Source organism: Kitasatospora sp. NPDC056800 (assembly GCF_042789775.1).
Lineage (GTDB): Bacteria > Actinomycetota > Actinomycetes > Streptomycetales > Streptomycetaceae > Kitasatospora.
Genome location: NZ_JBHUAL010000120.1, coordinates 1 through 17,281, shown reverse-complemented (window position 1 = coordinate 17,281; position 17,281 = coordinate 1). Strand labels below are relative to the sequence as shown.

Annotated in this window: 13 protein-coding genes; 10 read left to right on the top strand and 3 right to left on the bottom strand. The window is 75.4% G+C overall.

Features of this window, described 5'->3' with window-relative positions; translation table 11 throughout:
* Nucleotides 1-82 precede the first annotated feature (82 nt).
* Both ACFRQN_RS24500 and ACFRQN_RS24495 read left to right on the top strand, forming a co-directional pair.
* The gene (locus ACFRQN_RS24500; protein WP_074005608.1) at nucleotides 83-994 is read left to right on the top strand and encodes an ABC transporter ATP-binding protein; all 912 of its coding nucleotides are present in this window, start codon (nucleotides 83-85) and stop codon (nucleotides 992-994) included.
* Nucleotides 991-1,872, top strand: a complete 882-nt coding sequence (locus tag ACFRQN_RS24495; RefSeq protein WP_380742121.1) for an ABC transporter permease — start codon at nucleotides 991-993, stop codon at nucleotides 1,870-1,872. Before ACFRQN_RS24500 ends, ACFRQN_RS24495 begins: the two co-directional genes overlap by 4 nt.
* 61 nt (nucleotides 1,873-1,933) lie before the next feature.
* On the opposite strand, the gene ACFRQN_RS24490 is transcribed toward ACFRQN_RS24495, so the two are convergent.
* The 3 genes from ACFRQN_RS24490 to ACFRQN_RS24480 form a co-directional block, all read right to left on the bottom strand.
* Nucleotides 1,934-2,497 carry a DUF4291 domain-containing protein gene (locus tag ACFRQN_RS24490; RefSeq protein ID WP_380742118.1) on the bottom strand — a complete coding sequence of 188 codons (564 nt, stop codon included), beginning with the start codon at nucleotides 2,495-2,497 and terminating at the stop codon, nucleotides 1,934-1,936.
* 116 nt (nucleotides 2,498-2,613) lie between these two features.
* Entirely contained in the window at nucleotides 2,614-3,153 is a 540-nt protein-coding gene (locus ACFRQN_RS24485; protein ID WP_380742116.1) for a hypothetical protein, read from the bottom strand.
* Between the two features lie 38 nt (nucleotides 3,154-3,191).
* On the bottom strand, nucleotides 3,192-3,950 hold the full coding sequence (locus tag ACFRQN_RS24480) for a tyrosine-protein phosphatase (protein ID WP_380742114.1): 759 nt from the start codon (nucleotides 3,948-3,950) through the stop codon (nucleotides 3,192-3,194).
* A gap of 321 nt (nucleotides 3,951-4,271) precedes the next feature.
* On the opposite strand from ACFRQN_RS24480, the gene ACFRQN_RS24475 reads away from it, so the two are divergent.
* The 8 genes from ACFRQN_RS24475 (at nucleotide 4,272) to ACFRQN_RS24440 (ending at nucleotide 16,918) form a co-directional block, all read left to right on the top strand.
* Nucleotides 4,272-5,048, top strand: coding sequence for a GntR family transcriptional regulator (locus ACFRQN_RS24475; RefSeq protein ID WP_380742112.1), 777 nt, complete (start codon nucleotides 4,272-4,274; stop codon nucleotides 5,046-5,048).
* Between the two features lie 145 nt (nucleotides 5,049-5,193).
* On the top strand, nucleotides 5,194-6,315 hold the full coding sequence (locus ACFRQN_RS24470) for a PucR family transcriptional regulator (protein ID WP_380742110.1): 1,122 nt from the start codon (nucleotides 5,194-5,196) through the stop codon (nucleotides 6,313-6,315).
* 371 nt (nucleotides 6,316-6,686) lie between these two features.
* A complete protein-coding gene (locus ACFRQN_RS24465) occupies nucleotides 6,687-7,415 on the top strand; it encodes an OB-fold-containig protein (protein WP_117489887.1) in 729 nt (242 codons plus the stop codon).
* 124 nt (nucleotides 7,416-7,539) lie between these two features.
* Nucleotides 7,540-9,570: a flotillin family protein gene (locus ACFRQN_RS24460; protein ID WP_049655427.1), complete on the top strand. Its 2,031-nt coding sequence runs from the start codon at nucleotides 7,540-7,542 to the stop codon at nucleotides 9,568-9,570.
* 93 nt (nucleotides 9,571-9,663) lie between these two features.
* Nucleotides 9,664-14,421 (top strand): DNA repair ATPase, encoded by a 4,758-nt coding sequence (locus ACFRQN_RS24455; RefSeq protein WP_380742107.1) that lies wholly within the window; start codon nucleotides 9,664-9,666, stop codon nucleotides 14,419-14,421.
* 34 nt (nucleotides 14,422-14,455) lie between these two features.
* Nucleotides 14,456-14,866, top strand: a complete 411-nt coding sequence (locus ACFRQN_RS24450; RefSeq protein WP_380742105.1) for a PPOX class F420-dependent oxidoreductase — start codon at nucleotides 14,456-14,458, stop codon at nucleotides 14,864-14,866.
* Between the two features lie 137 nt (nucleotides 14,867-15,003).
* Nucleotides 15,004-15,858, top strand: a complete 855-nt coding sequence (locus ACFRQN_RS24445) for a class I SAM-dependent methyltransferase (protein WP_380742103.1) — start codon at nucleotides 15,004-15,006, stop codon at nucleotides 15,856-15,858.
* A gap of 7 nt (nucleotides 15,859-15,865) precedes the next feature.
* Nucleotides 15,866-16,918, top strand: a complete 1,053-nt coding sequence (locus tag ACFRQN_RS24440; RefSeq protein WP_375873216.1) for an aromatic ring-hydroxylating dioxygenase subunit alpha — start codon at nucleotides 15,866-15,868, stop codon at nucleotides 16,916-16,918.
* Nucleotides 16,919-17,281: the final 363 nt, after the last annotated feature.

Genomic DNA, 17,281 nt, shown 5'->3' with positions numbered 1-17,281 from the left:
TCCCCGGGGCCAGTGCGGCCGCCCGCGGTTGTGGCCCGCGGCCCGATGCCCGGGCGGGGGCCCGACCGGCAGCGTTGTCCCCGTGATCGAGATCGAGCGACTGACCAAGCGGTACGGCGCCACCACGGCCGTCGACCAGTTGACCTTCACCGTCCGGCCCGGCACCGTGACCGGCTTCCTCGGCCCCAACGGGGCGGGCAAGTCCACCACGCTGCGGATGATCCTGGGCCTCGACACCCCCACCGGGGGGAGTGCCACCGTGGCCGGGGTGCCCTTCGCGAACCGGCCGCGCGGCCTGCGGCACGTCGGCGCCCTGCTGGACGCGGGCGACGTGCACGGCGGGCGCAGCGCCCGGGCACACCTGTCGGCCCTGGCCCGGAGCAACCGCATCCCGCTCCGGCGGGTGGACGAGGTGCTGGCCGAGGTCGGGCTCGGCAAGGCCGCCGGGCGCCGGATCGGCGGCTACTCGCTGGGCATGAAGCAGCGGCTCGGCATCGCGGGCGCGCTGCTCGGCGACCCGCCGGTGCTGCTCTTCGACGAGCCGCTCAACGGGCTGGACCCGGAGGGCGTGCTCTGGGTGCGCGGGCTGTTCCGCCGGCTCGCCGCCGAGGGGCGCACCGTCTTCGTCTCCAGCCACATGATGGCCGAGATGGAGCACACCGCCGACCGGCTGGTGGTGATCGGGCGCGGCCGGCTGATCGCGGACGAGAGCCTCGCCGAGTTCTCGGCCCGCAACGCGGTCTCCTCGGTGGCCGTCCGAGGACCCGAACTCGCCTCGCTGGCCGGGGTCCTGCGCGCGGAGGGGGCCGAAGTACGGCTGACGGAGCCGGGGTTCGGGACCGTCACCGGGATGCCGGCCGAACGGATCGGCGAACTCGCGCTGCGGCACGGCGTGGTGCTGCACGAACTGGCCGCCCGGACGTCGTCGCTGGAGTCGGCGTTCATGTCCCTGACCGCCGACAGCGTCGAGTACCTGGCAGGAGAAGCCCGATGAGCAGCATGAACGCCATGGCCCTCGGTTCCACCGGTTCCGGCGGTTCCACCGGTTCCGTCGCCGAGCCGACCCCCCGGTTCCTCGACCTGCTCGCCGCCGAGTGGATCAAACTGCGCTCGCTGCGCTCCACCTACTGGGTGCTGGCGCTGGCCTCGCTGGTGGCGATCGCGGTCAACGTGAACGCCGTCCACACCGACCTGACGTACATCGACCACCCGCCCGCGCCGATGCCCGGGCGCTCCCCGTACACCTACGACCCGCTGTTCCACGGCCTCGGAAGCATCGCGAGCGACCTGATGGCGGTCGCGGCCGGCAGCCTCGGGGCGATCACCGTCTTCGGCGAGTACACCACCGGCCTGATCCGCACCACCTTCGCCGCCGTCCCGGACCGGCGCGGCGTGATCGCGGCCAAGGTGCTGCTGATCGGCGGGATCACCGCGCTCGCCGGGCTCGTCGTCTCGGCGGTCTCCTTCCTCACCATCAACGCGATGCTGGCCTCCCGGCACGTCGGGCTCTCCATCACCGACGCGGGCTGCCTGCGGGCCGTGCTCGCCTACGCGGCGATCGTGCCGGTCTGCGCGCTGATCGGGATGGCGCTGGGCGCGCTGCTGCGGCACGCCACCGCCTCGATCGTGTCGCTGGTGATGCTGATGTTCATCCTGCCGATGATGTTCGGCGGGGACCGCTACCGGTGGCTGAAGGAGATCGGCACCCACCTGCCGCTGGCCACCGTGCAGCGGCTCACCATCACACCGAACTCCAGGACCACGATGGGGAAGTACGCGCCGAGCGTGCTGGACTCGTGGATCACCATGGGGGTGTGGGGCGCGGTGGCGGTGGCGGTGACGGTGGTCGTGGTGCGGCGACGGGACGTGTGAGGCCCCGGGTCGCCCCAGGTCTCGGGGCATCCCAGGCCTCTGGTCGCCCCGGGGCCTCGGGTCACCCCAGGCCGAGGCGCCGCGCCGTCGCGGCGGACAGCGGGTACGGGCGCTCGGGCGGCAGCAGCCGCTGCGCCTTCGCCGCCTGCCCGCCGCGGACCAGCGCGGCGATCCGCTGCACCTGCGGGGTGAGGTCGGTGAGCCCGACGACCCACTCCTCGGCGTAACGGCGGACCAGCGACCGGCCGACGCCCACCTGGATGCTGTAGTGGTTCAGCGCCGCCCCGCGCAGCGACCGCTCCGGGTCCCACTGCACGTGGACCTCGGCGCGGGCCACCTCGTCCGGGTGCGCGGTGGTCAGGACGGCGCGGGCGAGCGCCTCCTCCCAGCCCTCCCGGGTGATCCGGACCGCCAGCACCCTGGTCTGGCCGGGCTTCTGCGCCCAGTTGCTGCGGTGCATCAGCCAGCGGAACGAGGGCTTGATCCACGTCATCCGGTGGAAGCCGAACGGCGCCGTGAACCGGCCCGCCGCCAGCGCCGCGTCGGCGATCGCCGGCGGGTAGGCCTGGTAGAGCACGATCGTCCGCCCGTCGTGGTCGGCCCGGATCTCGCGCAGAGCGGTCATCCCGCGCCACCCCCTTCCGCCCCGGCACGCTGCCCGCCCGGCCACGCTGCCAGCACCGACGGCACGGCGCAACGGGATTAGGGCACGCCTACGGGCGCGGCGCCAGGGGCGCACCGCTATGGGACGAACTGCGCGCCGATCAGCCCGTGACCGGCCTCGGCTGCGGCCCGCCAGACCAGGAGGACGGCGTCGAAGAGGCCGGAGAGGTCGTCCGTCCGCAGGGCGTCGAGGGCCCGCCGCTCGGCCCCGTCCAGGTCGAACACCGCCTCGACGGCCGGGAGGGCGGCCCGCACCTCCTCAGGCCCGACAACCACGTCCCCGAACCAGCCGGGCAGCCCGGCCGTCCGCTCCGGGCCGAGGCCGTGCGCCAGCCCCAGCACCGGGTAGCGGTTGCGGGCCTGGACGGCGGCGCACGGGCCGGCCGTCCCGCAGTCCTCCCAGACCGCGTACAGGCCGTCCGGGTCCTCCCCGAGCGGACCGACGGCCAGCTCCTCCAACTCCTCCGGCGCCAGCCCCTCCCGCTCCCAACGACGGCGCAGCGCCCGGTTGCCCGGGTCCGCGGCGTGCGCGTCGAGCAGCGCCCGCAGCCGCGGCCCGTGCCGCTCGACGACGTCGGCGGGCGCGGGGATCAGGAACCACATCGCCTGGTAGCTCATCGCCCGCCAGCGTAGGCGCGGGCTCCGACAGGTCGGGCTCAGGCGGCGGTGCCCGCCTTGGTGCGGAAGGCGCCGAGGGTGGCCGCCGGGACGCCGCAGGAGGGGAGGAAGGAGGCGGCGCCGCCGTGGTGGGTGCGGACGCGGTCGAGGAAGACGGACATGGCCTCGGCCGGGGCCTCCAGGAGGGGCGCGGGGATGGTCAGGTTGCGGCCCCGGGAGTCGGTGACGCGGGAGGTGGTGCGGTCGTTGAGGGCGGTGCGGTGGCGCTCGGCGAGGCCCGCGAAGATCTGCGGGAGGGCGTCGGCGGTGCGGGTGTAGTCGGCGACGATGCGCTCGGCGGGGACGCCGAGGAGGTCCAGCAGGAGGGCGGTCAGCAGGCCGGTGCGGTCCTTGCCGGCGGCGCAGTGCAGCAGGACGGCGCCGGGGCGGACGGTGGCGTCGACGGCGGCGGCCACCGCGTCGGGCGCGGACTCGGCCAGCAGGACGTAGAAGTCGCCCAGGTCGGCGGCGGTGGCCATGGTGCCCATCCGCGCGGTGAGGGCGTCGGTGGCGGGGTTCACCGGGGCGGCGACGACGGATATCCCGGCGGACTCGGCGGCGGCCCAGTCGGCGGGGTCGGTCTCGCGCGGGTCGCGCAGGTCCACGATGGTGCGGATGTCGCAGCCGCGCAGCTGGGCGACGGTGGCCTCGTCGGCGGCCGGGAACGGCTGGGCGGAGCGGTACAGCACACCGGGGCGGACCCGCCGGCCCTCGGGGTCGCCGAGGGCGGCGGCGTCGCGGAAGTTGACCAGGGACATGCGGGAGGCCTTTCGGTGGGGCCGCACCCGGGAGGAGACGGGGAGATCCGGAGGCGGAGACATCTAGACGTCTAGATGTGTAACCCCTCGGGGGGCCGCCGGGCAAGCCTCGGTGGCGCGGGTCTCGCCGACGCGGGCCTCGATCGGTACATCCTTCTATCCCACGCCCATCGCCCGCCCACGGCGACCCGGGGGCCGCGGTGTCCCGTACGGCACGGCGCCCGGGCGGCCCGAGCGGTGACGAGGGGCGCAGGCGGCACAGGCGACACAGGCGGCCCGAGCGGCGCAGGCGGCCCGGGCGGGCTCCGTAGGATCGGGCCCGTGGCGACGAACCCCCCGGACACCCCGAGCTCCCCGAACACCCCGGTGTACCGCCGCCTGGCCCGCCGGCTCCAGGAGCGCGTCGACGCCGGCGCCTACCCGCCCGGCACCCGGCTGCCCAGCGAGCCCGAGCTGAGCGCCGAGTTCGGCGTGAACCGGCTGACCGTACGGCAGGCGGTGGCGGAGCTGGAGCGGGCCGCCGTGGTGGAGATCCGCCGGGGTGTGGGCACCTTCGTCCGCCCGCCCGCCGTCCGGGTGTCGATCGCCGTGGACCCGCGCAGCCAGCGCTTCGACCTCGGCAGCGTGCCCACCGCGCTGCCGAACGACGAGTCCACCGACGGGGAGTTCGTGGTGGCCGCTCCGCCCGTCACCGGCTCGGCGCAGGACGCGGAGGCGGCCCGCCAGCTGGGCCGCACTCCCGCGGAGCTGTCCCGGGTGGACTCGGTGATCCGGCTGGGCGGGCGGGCCCGGGCGGCGTGCAGCTACTGGGTGCCGTTCGGCCCGCTGCCCGCCGAGCTGGTCCGGCCGGGCCGCCCCGGGAACCTGGTGCCGGACCTGGCGCGGGCCGCCGGGGTGGAGCTGGAGTACGACTGGCGGGCCTTCGGCGCCGTCGGCGCGGACCTCGCGGACGCCGAGCTGCTGGGCGTCCCGCCGGGCACCGCGCTGCTGGTGCGCGAGGGGGTCAGCTGCACCCCGGACGGCGCTCCGGCGCTGTACGTACGGCGGCGGATCGACGGCAGCAGTGCCCGCTTCGTCCTGCACTTCCGGGACCGGTAGCGGGGGCCGCCGCGGCGGGCGGCAGCGGCCGGTGGCCAGGGCCTCCCCGGCCGGTGGCGGGGGCCGCCGCGCCCGTTCCCGGCCGGAGCGCCCCTGATAAATTCAGCGCCGAAATACCGGGCCGCACGGGGGTTGGCAGGACAGGGTGACCGAGGAGATCGACTACGACATACCGACCGAGCTGGCCGAGGTCTACCTCATCCTGCTCGCCGATGTCTCCCGCACTGGCCGGCTGCTGCGCCGCGAGGAGCTGGAGCGCCTGCGGAGACTCGGCGAGCACTGCGCCGAGGCCGGGCACGGGCTGCGCGAGGTGGTCGCGCACTGCCTGGCCGCGGCCCGGCGGGCCTGGCAGACCCTGCCCGGGACGACCTCCGCGAGCAGCGTCACCGAACTGCGCCGGACCGGCGACGCGGTACTGGCCGCCACCGACGCCGCGCTGGCCGCGCTGGGCGAGGGCCACGAGCGGGCCCAGCGCCTGGCCGTCCGCCAGGAGGAGGCCGCCCGGCGGGAGTTCATCGACGACCTGCTGTTCGGCCGCAGCGACCTCGGACTGCTCGCCGAGCGCGCGGAGCGGTTCGGGCTGCGGCTGGCGGGCGCGTACACGGTGGCGGTCGCGGTCGGCGACGAACCGTTCGCGGACGTCCATCCGCTGGTGCACCGGGTGGAGCGGGAGCTGGCCGGGCGGTTCGGCGAGCGGGACGTGCTGCTGGCCAGCAAGGACGGCCGGCTGGTGTGCATCGCCCCGGACTCCGAGCGGGCCGTGCTGGAGGCCTTCGCCGAGCTGACGCTGCGTCCCGGAACCGGCCGCGGCTACCAGCCGGTCCGGCGGGTGGCCACCGGCCGCCGGCACTCGGGGCCGAGCGGGGTGCTGCGCAGCTACGAGGAGGCGCTGGACGCCCTGGACTACGCGCAGCGGCTGGGCCTGCCGGCCCGGCAGCTGCGGGCCGAGGAGCTGCTGGTCTTCCCGGTGCTGATGCGCGACCGGTCGGCCATGGCCGACCTGGTGCGCACCGTGCTCGGCCCGCTGACCGAGGCGCGCGGCGGCGCCCGTCCGCTGCTGGACACCATCGCGGTGCAGGCGGAGGCCGCGTACGTGAACGCGGAGGCGGCGCGCCGACTGGGCCTGAGCGTGCGCACCCTGGGCTACCGGCTGGAGCGGATCAAGGCGCTCACCGGGTACGACCCGGCGGACGCGCTCCAGCGCTTCACCCTGGAGACGGCGGCCATGGGGGCGCGGCTGCTGAACTGGCCGGAACAACCGCTGTAGTGCGTGGGACTACCGCTGTAGTGCGTGGAACAACCGTTGTAGTGCGCGGAACTACCGCCGCGGTGCGCGGCGTTACCGCCGTGGTGCGCTGGACTACCGCCGTAGTGCGCGGCACGACGGCCGTAGTCCCCGCCGCCCCGGAAACGGCCGCCGCGGTCCCGCCGCGCGAAACCCGCGCGGCGCCGCTGCGACCGTCCGGCGCCCGTCCTGTTGCCTGGTTGTTGCAGTGTCACGCGGGCCGCGTGTACCAGGGTGTCAAGAGGGCGTAAAGATTGCCGGATCCTGGCAATGTGCGACGGGCCCCGGCGCTGTCATGATCTCCCCGGTGCCGAAGCGCGGCGCCGGTGGAGAGGCGGGGGAGGGTGGCCGGGATGGGGGGATTCTTCGCGGCCGCGCTGGCCTTTCCGACGGCGCTGTTCAGCTTCGCGCTGGTGGTGGTGGTCGGGTACTGGTTGCTGATGCTGTTCGGCGGCCTCGTTCCCGGCGCCGTGCACGGGGGGCACGACGCCGGGCACCACATGGACGTCGGGCACGCGGGGCACCACCTCGGTGCCGAGCACGGGGGGCACGTCGGACACGGGGGGCACGGTGCCGGGGGGCACGGTGCCGACGGGGGACCCGACCGGCCCGGTGCGGGCCACCACACGGGCGTGCTGGACGCGCTGGGACTGGGCGGGGTTCCCGTGACGGTGGCGGTGTCGCTGCTGGTCGCGCTCGCCTGGTTCGTCAGCCTGGCCGGCACCGTCCTCACCTCGGGGGCGCCGGCGCGCGGCGGCGTGTTCGTCGTCGCGCTGGCCGCCTCCTGGGCGGGCACCCGGGTGCTCGTCCGGCCGCTGTCGCGGCTGTTCCCGCAGGACCGGCCGGCCACCCGGGGGGACTTCGTCGGCCGGGTCTGCGTGATCCGGACCGGCCGGGTGACGGCCGACTTCGGGCAGGCCGAGGTCACCGCGGAGGACGGCTCCACCGCGACCGTCCAGGTCCGCACGGCGGAGCCCGAACCGGGCCTGACGGCCGGGCGGACCGCCCTGATCTTCGACTACGACGCCGTGGGCGAGCACTTCCTGGTGGCGCCCTTCGAGCCGCCGTCCACCGGCGTCTGATCCCCGGCCTCCCGTTCCCCGGCCGGCCCTCCGCCACCGCACGTCCCTTTCGCACCACCTCTTCCCATCGACTCCTCGCACCACCTCTTCGCTCCAACTCGCCATCTCGTCAAAGGACTCCGTGATGGACACCATCGCCGTGGGTTTCGGCGTGCTCGTCGCCGTCGTGCTGCTCATCCTGCTCGCCATGCTGCTGTTCGTGGGCCGCCTGTTCCAGAAGGTCGAGCAGGGCAAGGCACTGATCGTCTCCCGGACGAAGAAGGTGGACGTGACCTTCACCGGCGCGATCGTCCTCCCGGTGCTCCACAAGGCGGAGTTGATGGACATCACCGCCAAGACGGTGGAGATCCACCGGGCCGGCCGGGACGGTCTGATCTGCCGGGACAACATCCGCGCGGACATCCGGATCTCGTTCTTCGTCCGGGTCAACAAGACCGTCGAGGACGTCATCAAGGTCGCGCAGTCGATCGGCACCGCCCGGGCCAGCGATCCGCAGGCGATTCAGGAGTTCTTCGCCGTCAAGTTCGCCGAGGCGCTCAAGACCGTCGGCAAGCAGCTGGACTTCACCGACCTGTACACCCACCGGCACGAGTTCCGGGACCAGATCATCGCGGTCATCGGCACCGACCTCAACGGCTACACCCTTGAGGACGCGGCGATCGACCACCTGGAACAGACCCCGATGAACCAGCTGGACGCCGACAACATCCTGGACGCCCAGGGCATCCGCAAGATCACCGAGCTGACCGCGATCGAGCACGTGCGCACCAACGAGTACCAGCGCACCGAGGAGAAGGAGATCACCCGGCAGAACGTGGACGCCCGGGAAGCCGTCCTGGAGCTGGAGCGCCGGCAGGCCGACGCCGAGATCCGCCAGCGCCGCGAGATCGAGACCCTGCGGGCCAAGGAGGACGCGGTAATCGCCCGGGTGCAGGAGGAGGAGCGGCTCAACGCCCAGACCGCCTTCCTGCGCACCGAGGAGCTGCTCGGGGTGCAGCGGGAGAACCAGGCCCGCGAGGTCGCGGTGGCGCAGAAGAACCGCGAGCGGGTGATCGCGGTGGAGAACGAGCGGATCGAGAAGGACCGTCTGCTGGAGGTCGTCGGCCGCGAGCGGGAGACCCAGCTCGCCACGATCGCCAAGGAGAAGGAGCTCGAGTCCGCCAAGCGCGAGGTCGCCGACGTGGTCCGCGAGCGGGTCGCGGTGGACCGCACCGTCGCCGAGCAGGAGGAGGCCGTCAAGACCCTGCGCGCCACCGAGGAGGCCGAGCGCGTCCGCAAGGCCGTCGTGATCCAGGCCGAGGCCGAGGCGCAGGAGAAGCTCGTCAAGGACATCAAGGCCGCGGAGGCCGCCGAGCAGGCCGCCACCCACAAGGCCCGCGAGGCGCTGGTGCTGGCCGAGGCCCGGCAGCAGGCCGCCGAGCTGGACGCGGCCGCCAAGATCCGGATGGCCGAGGGCGTCCGGGCGGAGGCCGCGGCCGAGGGCCTGGCCCGGGTCCAGGTCCGCGAGCAGGAGGCCGCGGCGGTGGAGAAGGTCGGCCGCGCCGAGGCCGTCGTCCAGGCGGAGAAGGCCAAGGCGGCCGCGCTGGAGATCGGCGGTCGGCTGAAGGCCGAGGCCGAGGGCCTGACCGAGAAGGCCGCGGCGATGGCCAAGCTGGACGAGGCCTCGCGCGGGCACGAGGAGTACCGGCTTCGGCTGGCCGCCGAGAAGGACGTCCGGCTGGCCGGGCTGGACACCCAGCGGCAGATCGCCGAGGCCCAGGCGGCGCTGGTCGCGGCCGGGCTGGAGAAGGCGAAGATCGACATCGTCGGCGGGGACTCGGTGTTCTTCGACCGGCTGGTGCAGTCGGTGTCGGCCGGCAAGAGCGTGGACGCCTTCGTCGCCCACTCGCAGACCGCGCAGACCCTGGCCGGGCCCTGGCTGGACGGGCGGGCGAGCTTCACGGACGACCTCACCCGGGTGCTCTCCTCGGTCTCCACGGCCGACGTGCAGAACCTGACGGTGTCGGCCCTGCTGATGAAGCTGATCGGCTCGGGGGCCGGCGACCAGGCCGGTCAGCTGCGCCAACTGCTGGAGTCGGCACGGAAGCTGGGCGTCGCGGAGACCCCGATCGGGGCGCTGGCCGGCGGGCTCGCCTCGGCCAACGGCTCCAAGTGATCCGCTGAGCGGGCACGCCGACCGCGCTGACCGCGGCTACCGATCCAGCCGCATCGATCGCGGCAACCGATTCGACCGAGTCAACTGAGGAACGTGACCGTGACCGTGGACGCCCTCGACGCCCGGCTCGACGCCGGCACCTACGAGGTCCTGCGCGACCGGCTCGCCCGAGCCGCCGCCGAACTCGCCGACCGGGCCCAGGCGTTGAACGCCCGCCGGGTCGCCGAGTTCGGCGGCGGGGAGCTGCGGCTGGCCGGCACCGGACGGCTCACCACCGACCGGGCCTGCCTGCCGCAGGACCTCACCGCCGCCGGCGGGCTGCTGCTGCTCGCCACCCGTCCGACCGAATCCGCCGACGGCGCCGGGGACTTCACCGACGTCCTCGGCCTGCACCACCCCGACCTCTCCCCCGCGCCCGCCGAGGGCACCCTGCTGGACGACCCGCGGCTGCGCCAGGACCTCGCCGACCTGCGGCGCTACTTCCGCGACGCCCGGCTGGAGCGGCTGCGCGCGGTGGACGGCCGGCTGCTCGCCGTCTTCCGCACCGGCCCGACCGCCGCCGACGTCCGGGTGCTGCGCTGGCGGCTGGACGACGGCCTCGCCGACGACGCCCAGCCGTCCTACCTGGACGGGCGCGGCGAACGCGACCACACCCCGGCCGACGGGCAGCAGCTGCCCTGGACCGCCCTCACCCGGGACGACCAGCTGCCCGCCGGCCCCGGCCGCCCGCCCCGTGCCGACCTGGCCGGCGAACTGCTCGTCGGCGTCGACGGCGGCCGGCTGACCATCACCGCCCCGGACGGCCGGGAGCTGCACCGCGAGCCGCTGGCCGAGGCCCTGCAGACGCTCGCCGACGCCCGGATCGCCCACGCCCGGCTCGGCACCCTGCTGCTGGTGCGCGTGCGCCCGTACCAGGAGGAGACCGAGCGGCACCTGGTGGTGCACCTGCCCACCTGCACCGTCACCCGGATCGACGCGCTCGGCCAGGCCTGCCTGCGGCTGCCCGCCGACCAGGGCGTGGCCTTCCCCGGCGGCTGCCACCTGGTGGACGGCACCGTGCGCACCTTCGACCAGCCGGTCGACGGCCTGCGCTACGAGCGCACCCTCCTCTCGCCCAACGGCGAGGACGTGCTGTACGAGTTCCGCTCCCCCGCCGACGGCCGCGCCCTGCTCCAGCCGTACAACAGCGTCCGCCAGGAGGCCGCCGCCCCGCTGCCCTGCCAGGGCTACGCGCTGCTCGCCGACGGCACCCTGATCGCGCTGCGCCCGGCCGAGGACGGGCCGACCCGGCTGCACCCCGTCCAGCTCTGGCAGACCCCGTTCACCAGCGAGCGCTTCGCCGCCGAACAGCCTTCCGGCAGCGGGCCGTTGGCCCGGATCGGCAACGCCGACCTGGTCCGCGGCCTGGCCGACTGCCTGGCCCTGGCCCGGCTGGCCGCGGCCGGCGCCGACACCCCGGCCGGCCACCAGGCCGTCCTCGCCGCCTGCACCCGCACCGCCGACCGGCACCACTGGCTCGGCCAGGACGGCCTCGGCGACCTCGCCGCGCCGCTCGCCGAGATCCGCGACACCGCCCGGCAGGTCGTCGCCGAGTACGAGGCCGTCGCCCAGCTCACCGCGCACGCCGCCCGGCAGACCGACGAGGCCGCCGAGCACGTCGAGGGCCTGCTGCGCACCGCCCGCGGCGAGACCCTGGCCGACGCCGCCGAGTGGGTCGACCGGCTGGCCGGACTGCGCCGCGCCCAGGGCCGCGTCGAGGCGCTGCGCGACCTGCCGCGCGCCGACCCGGAGCGGATCGACGGGCTCGCCGCGCACCTCGCCGAGGGCCTGGCCGAGGCCGCCGACCGCGCCGTCGGCCAACTCGCCGAGCCGACCGCCTTCGAGCCCCACCGGCAGCGGGCCGGCGAGCTGGCCGAGCGCTGCGCCGCCATCGCCACCGCCGCCGAGGCCGAGCCGCTGGGCCTCGAACTGGGCGGCCAGAGCGAGGCCCTGCAGACCGTCTCGGAGCTGGTCGGCACCCTCGACCTGGCCGACGCCACCACCCGCACCGCGATCCTCGACCGGCTCGCCGACGTGCTCGGGCTGCTCAACCGGGCCCGGTCCGCGCTGACCGTGCGCCGCCGGGAGCTGCGCACCCGCGAGGCCGCCGCCGAGTTCGCCGCCGAGACCGCCCTGCTCGGCCAGGCCACCACCGCCGCGCTCGCCGCCGCCGACACCCCCGAGGCCTGCGACGAGCAGCTCGGCCGGCTCCTGCTGCGGATCGAGCAGCTGGAGACCCGCTTCGCCGACGCCGACCCGGCGCTCGGCGAGCAGCTCACCGCCCGCCGCACCGAGGTCCACGACGCGCTCACCGCCCGCCGCCAGCACCTGCTGGAGGAGCGGGCCCGGCGCGCCGACCGGCTGGCCGCCTCCGCCGGGCGCGTCCTCGACACCCTGCACCGCCGGCTGGCCGGTCTTGACACCGCCGCCGAGATCGACGCCGCGCTCGCCGCCGACCCGACCGCCGTCAAACTCCGTGACCTGGCCGGGCAGTTGACCGCGCTCGGCGACCGGGTCCGGGCCGAGGAGCTGACCGGACGGCTGCGCGCCGCCCGCGGCCGCGCCCACCGGGCCCTGCGCGACCGCGCCGAGCTCGCCGGGGACGGCCCCGGCACCCTGCGGCTGGGCCGGCATCTGTTCACCGTCACCACCCAGCGCCCCGAACTCGCCCTGGTGCCCTGGCGCGGACGCCCCGCCTTCACCCTCACCGGCACCGACTACCGCTCCCCCGTCACCGACCCGGCCTTCGCCGCCACCGAGCGGTACTGGGACCGCCCGCTGCCCTCGGAGACCCCGCGGCTGTACCGCGCCGAGTACCTCGCGGCGAGCCTGCTGCCGGCCGTCGAGGCGGCGGCACCGCTCACCGACGCCGAGCTGCTGGAGCACGTCCGGCGGGCCGCCGAGCAGCGCCCGGACGAGGGCTACCAGCGCGGCGTGCACGACCACGACGCCGCGCTGCTGCTCCGCGCCCTGCTCCGACTCGACGCCGAGGCCGGGCTGTTGCGCCACCCGGCGGGCGCCCGGGCGGCCGCCCAGCTGTACTGGGCGCACGGCGCCGACGAGCGGCAGCGGCTGCTCTGGCACACCCGGGCCCGCTCGCTGGGCCTCGCCCGGGACGCCTTCGGGGGCGCCCCGGCGCAGGCCGCGCTGGACGCCCTCGCCCGCGAACTCTCCTCCGCCGTCGCGGACTTCGTCCCGGGAGCGGCGCCCGCCGGGCCCTATCTGGTGGCCGAACTGGCCTCCGCCGCACCCAGCTTCGCCCACTCGACGGGCGCCGCCGCACTGCTCGACAAGTTCCGCGCCGCCCCCGAGTCGGCCGGTCTCACCGAGGCGCTGGCCGCGCTGCCCGAGGAGCCCGAGCTGCTGCCGGTGCGGCGCCAACTCGCCGCCGCCTGGCTGGAGTCGGGCGCCGTCGACGCCGATCCGGCGGACCGCGCCGAGGCCGCCGCCGCGCTGCTCTGCCCGTCCCTGCCGCGCCGCCCCGCCGAGGGGGCCGTGGGCGCCCGGATCACCGGGCTGCTCGGCGACCACCCGCGGCTCGCGGGCGGCGCGCTCGACCTCCGGCTGGACGAACTGCTCGCCCGGGTGGCGGAGTTCGAGCAGGTCGAGGTGCCCGGCTACCGGGCCTACCAGCGGCTGCGCGGCGAACTGCTGGCCGCCGAGCACGCCCGGCTGCGGCTCGACCAGTACCGGCCCGCCCCGCTCAACGGCTTCGTCCGCAACCGGCTGATCGACCAGGTGTACCTGCCGCTGGTCGGCGACAACCTCGCCAAGCAGCTCGGCACCGCCGGGCCCGGCGGACCGGTCGACCGCAGCGGCCTGCTGCTGCTGGTCTCCCCGCCCGGCTACGGCAAGACCACCCTGGTCGAGTACCTCGCCGAGCGGCTCGGCCTGCTGCTGGTCTCCGTCAGCGGCCCCGCGCTCGGCCACCGGGTCACCTCGCTGGACCCGGCCGAGGCCCCCGACGCGACCTCCCGGCGCGAGGTCGAGAAGCTCAACTTCGCCCTGCACGCGGGCGACAACGTGCTGCTCTACCTGGACGACGTCCAGCACACCTCGCCCGAGTTCCTCCAGCGCTTCATCCCGCTGTGCGACGCCCAGCGCCGGATCGACGGCGTCTGGGACGGCGAGGCCCGCGAGTGGGACCTGCGCGGCAAGCGCTTCGCCGTCGTCATGGCCGCCAACCCGTACACCGAGTCCGGCCGCCTCTTCCGGCTGCCCGACATGCTCGCCAACCGCGCCGACGTGTGGAACCTCGGCGACGCCGTCGCCGGGCGCGAGGACCTCTTCGCGCTCAGCTTCGTCGAGAACGCCCTGCCCGCCAGCCCCCACCTGGCCCCGCTCGCCACCGCCGAACGCGCCGACCTCGACACCCTGCTCGCCCGCGCCGACGGCCTGCCCGGCGGCACCCTGGCCGGCGCCTGGCCCGCCGCCGAGACCGAGCGGATGACCGCCGTCCTCGCCGGCCTGCTCCACCTGCGCTCCACCGTCCTGGCCGTCAACCGCGCCTACCTGGCCTCCGCCGCCCAGGACGACCGCACCCGCACCGAGCCCCCCTTCCTGCTCCAGGGCTCCTACCGCAACATGGCCAAGCTCGCCCAGCGCCTCGACCCCGCCCTCACCCGCCCCGAACTCGACGCCCTGCTCACCGACCACTACCGCGCCGAGGCCCAGCCCCTGGGCGCCGACGCCGAGGCCCAGCTCCTCAAACTCGCCGAACTCCGTGGCATCTTGACGGAGGATCAGGCCGTTCGCTGGGCGGAGCTGAAGCGCTCCTGGTCGGAGCGCGGACGGCCCGGCGGGCGTCCTTGACCTGAAGGGCGCTTGAGCTCCTACCGTCGTCCGCATGACCTTCACCGCGCGCGAACGCGCCTACCTCACCGGCCAACCGCTGGCCCGCCTGGCCACCACCGGCCCGGACGGCTCCCCGCAGGTCCGGCCGGTGGGGTTCCGGCTCAACGAGGACGGCACCATCGACAGCGGCGGACCGGACAACGCCCGCAGCCGCAAGTACCGCAACGCCCGTGACCGCCCCGAGGTGTCCGTCCTGGTCGACGACATGGCGCCCGCCGACGATCCGGTCGCGCCCGGCTGGGGCCGCGGCGTGGAGATCCGCGGCCGGGCGGAGGTGCTCGCCGTCGACGTCCCGCCGGTGGCGCCCGACCGGTTCAGCCGGGACGTCATCCGGGTGCACCCCCGGCGGATCGTCACCTGGAACCTGGAGGCCCTGGGCTCCACCGCCCGGGACGTCGACTGACACCTCGGCGGGCCCGACTCCCCCGCTGCCCGCCCTCCCCCACCCCACCGATGGAACGATGACCGCACGATTCACTCCATCGGGGTATCCGCGGGCGGCGGGGGTAGGCGGCGTCGCGAGCCGGGTAACCCGCTGGCATGAGCGCTCAGGGACTCGATCTGGCCGGGCTGCGCAGGGTGTACGGGCGGGCGGGGAGCCGGTGGTTCTACACCCGGGTGGCGCGCAACGCGCGGCACTGGGGGTGGACGGAGCCGGGGCAGTCGAAGTGGCGGTTGTGGCGGGCGCAGCGGCAGTTGGAGGACGTGCTGGGGCGCAAGCTGGCGCTGCCGGCCGGGGCGAGGGTGCTGGACGCCGGCTGCGGGGCCGGGGTGGTGGCCCGGGCGATGGCCCTGCGCTTCGGGCTGGCGGTGACGGGGGTCGACGTCCTGGACTTCCACCTCGCCGAGGCGGCCCGGCTCAGCGCCCGGGCCCGGATGGGCGACCGGACGGTGTTCCGCTTCGGGGACTTCCACCGGCTCCCCTTCGACGACGGGGAGTTCGACGGCGCGTACTCGATGGAGACGCTGGTCCACTCCTACGACCCGCCCCGGGCGCTGGCCGAGCTCCACCGGGTGCTGCGCCCGGGCGGCCGGCTGGTGCTGCTCGGCCCGATGAGCACCGGCCCGCTGGACGAAATGGAGCCGGGCGCACGGGCGTTGATCGAACCGTACCTGGACGCGATGACGATGACCGGCTCCAAGGTCTACCACGCCGGCAACCTGTCGCGGCTGCTCACCGAGGCCGGCTTCGAGGTCGAGGAGGCGCTGGACGCGACGCCGTACTACCTGCCGACCTCGGAGGCCGTGTACGCGTACTTCCGGCTGCCGTGGGAGATACTGCGGCGCTTCGGCGATCCGGCCAAGTGGCTCAATCTCCGGTCCACGGTGGAGATGTACGGCGTTCGGGAGCACGTCGCCTGGTACGTTCACACGGCTGTCAAGCCATCGAGGTGAACTCCGCGTGGACGAGCGCTCCGCCCCCCTGCCGTACCCCAGTGGCTGGTTCTGCGTCGGCCGGTCCCGGGACCTGCCGCCCGGGCGGGTGCGCACGGTCCGGCTGATGGGCGAGGACGTGGTGCTGTACCGGACCCGCCGGGGCGCGGTGCGCGCGGTCGGCCCGCACTGCCCGCACCTGGGCGCGCACTTCGGGGCGGGCGGGAAGGTCCGGGGCGAGGAGCTGGTCTGCCCGTTCCACGGCTTCGCCTTCGGCCCGGACGGCTCGTGCACCGGTTCGCCGGACGGCATCCGGTTCCGCGGCGCCCTGGCCGGGCGCCGGCTGTGCGAGCGGGACGGCGCGCTGTTCGTCTGGTGCGGCCCCGGCGGCGGCCCGGGCAACGGTTCGGGCGGCGGTCCGGACGGCGGCGCGCCGGCCTGGGAGCTGCCGCCGGCCCTCGGGGTACGTCCGCTGGCGTGGTGGAGCGGGGACGTGCTCTCCCACCCGCAGGAGGTGATGGAGAACAGCGTCGACTTCCGGCACACCCGGGTGCTGCACGGCCTGGACACCAGGGAGACCGCCCCGCCCGAGGTGGCCGGGCCGCTGTTCACCGTCCACCAGCGCACCACGACCCGGTTCCCCGGGCTGGGCACGGTGAGTCTGGAGCAGCCGGTGACGCTGTTCGGCCTCGGGCTGATGCGCATGGAGGTCGAACTGCCGCAGGTGGGCGGCACCTTGCGGGTGTGGGTGCTGCCGACGCCGGTCGCGCCGTGGCGGACCAGGGTGCGCTTCGCGGTGACCGCCACCGTGCCGGTGCCGGGGGTCGGCGCGGCGCGGGCCGTCGACCGGGCGGCCTCCTGGGCGGCGCTCCAGGCCTCGGTGCGGATCATCAAGCAGGACCGCCCGGTCCTGGACCACAAGCGGTACCTGGCGCAGCCCCGGCTCGTCCCCGGGGAGCGCTCGATCGGGCTGTTCCGCCGGTGGGCGCGGCAGTTCTACCCCGGGTTCCACCCCGAGCCCGCCCCCGGGTTCCACCCTGACCCCCGCGCCGGGCTCCAGCCGGAGCCGGACGCCTCCTGAGCCCCGGCCGGCGCGGCCGGCGGCTCCCAGTCCGGGTCGGGCAGCCCGGGGACGGCCCGCCCCTCGGCCTGCCAGCGCCGGGCCAGTTCGGCGTAGATGGGCGTCTCCGGGCCGGGTTCCGCTACGGGTTCCGGCACGGGCGCCGCCCACGACTGCTCCGGCGGCTGCTCCGGCGGTCTGTCCGGAGCGCCGTGCAGGATCGTTTCCTCAACCAGCGGCCGCTCCGGTTCCGGCAGCCTCCCAAAACCACTCACACCCGGCCAACGCGCCCCGCCCGTACCGGGACACGGCCACGTCAACCCGGCTCCCCGCAGGTCAACCCCCTGCGGGGAGCCGCCGGTGCGCAGGAAGTCGGCCCACCCG

What these genes read in the sequence shown, in the direction of transcription:
- ACFRQN_RS24480 (WP_380742114.1), bottom strand. Translation starts at nt 3,950, where the DNA reads ATGTCCCTGGTCAACTTCCGCGACGCCGCCGCCCTCGGCGACCCCGAG.
- ACFRQN_RS24450 (WP_380742105.1), top strand. Translation starts at nt 14,456, where the DNA reads ATGACCTTCACCGCGCGCGAACGCGCCTACCTCACCGGCCAACCGCTG.
- ACFRQN_RS24445 (WP_380742103.1), top strand. Translation starts at nt 15,004, where the DNA reads ATGAGCGCTCAGGGACTCGATCTGGCCGGGCTGCGCAGGGTGTACGGG.
- ACFRQN_RS24485 (WP_380742116.1), bottom strand. Translation starts at nt 3,153, where the DNA reads ATGAGCTACCAGGCGATGTGGTTCCTGATCCCCGCGCCCGCCGACGTC.
- ACFRQN_RS24465 (WP_117489887.1), top strand. Translation starts at nt 6,687, where the DNA reads ATGGGGGGATTCTTCGCGGCCGCGCTGGCCTTTCCGACGGCGCTGTTC.
- ACFRQN_RS24490 (WP_380742118.1), bottom strand. Translation starts at nt 2,497, where the DNA reads ATGACCGCTCTGCGCGAGATCCGGGCCGACCACGACGGGCGGACGATC.
- ACFRQN_RS24495 (WP_380742121.1), top strand. Translation starts at nt 991, where the DNA reads ATGAGCAGCATGAACGCCATGGCCCTCGGTTCCACCGGTTCCGGCGGT.
- ACFRQN_RS24460 (WP_049655427.1), top strand. Translation starts at nt 7,540, where the DNA reads ATGGACACCATCGCCGTGGGTTTCGGCGTGCTCGTCGCCGTCGTGCTG.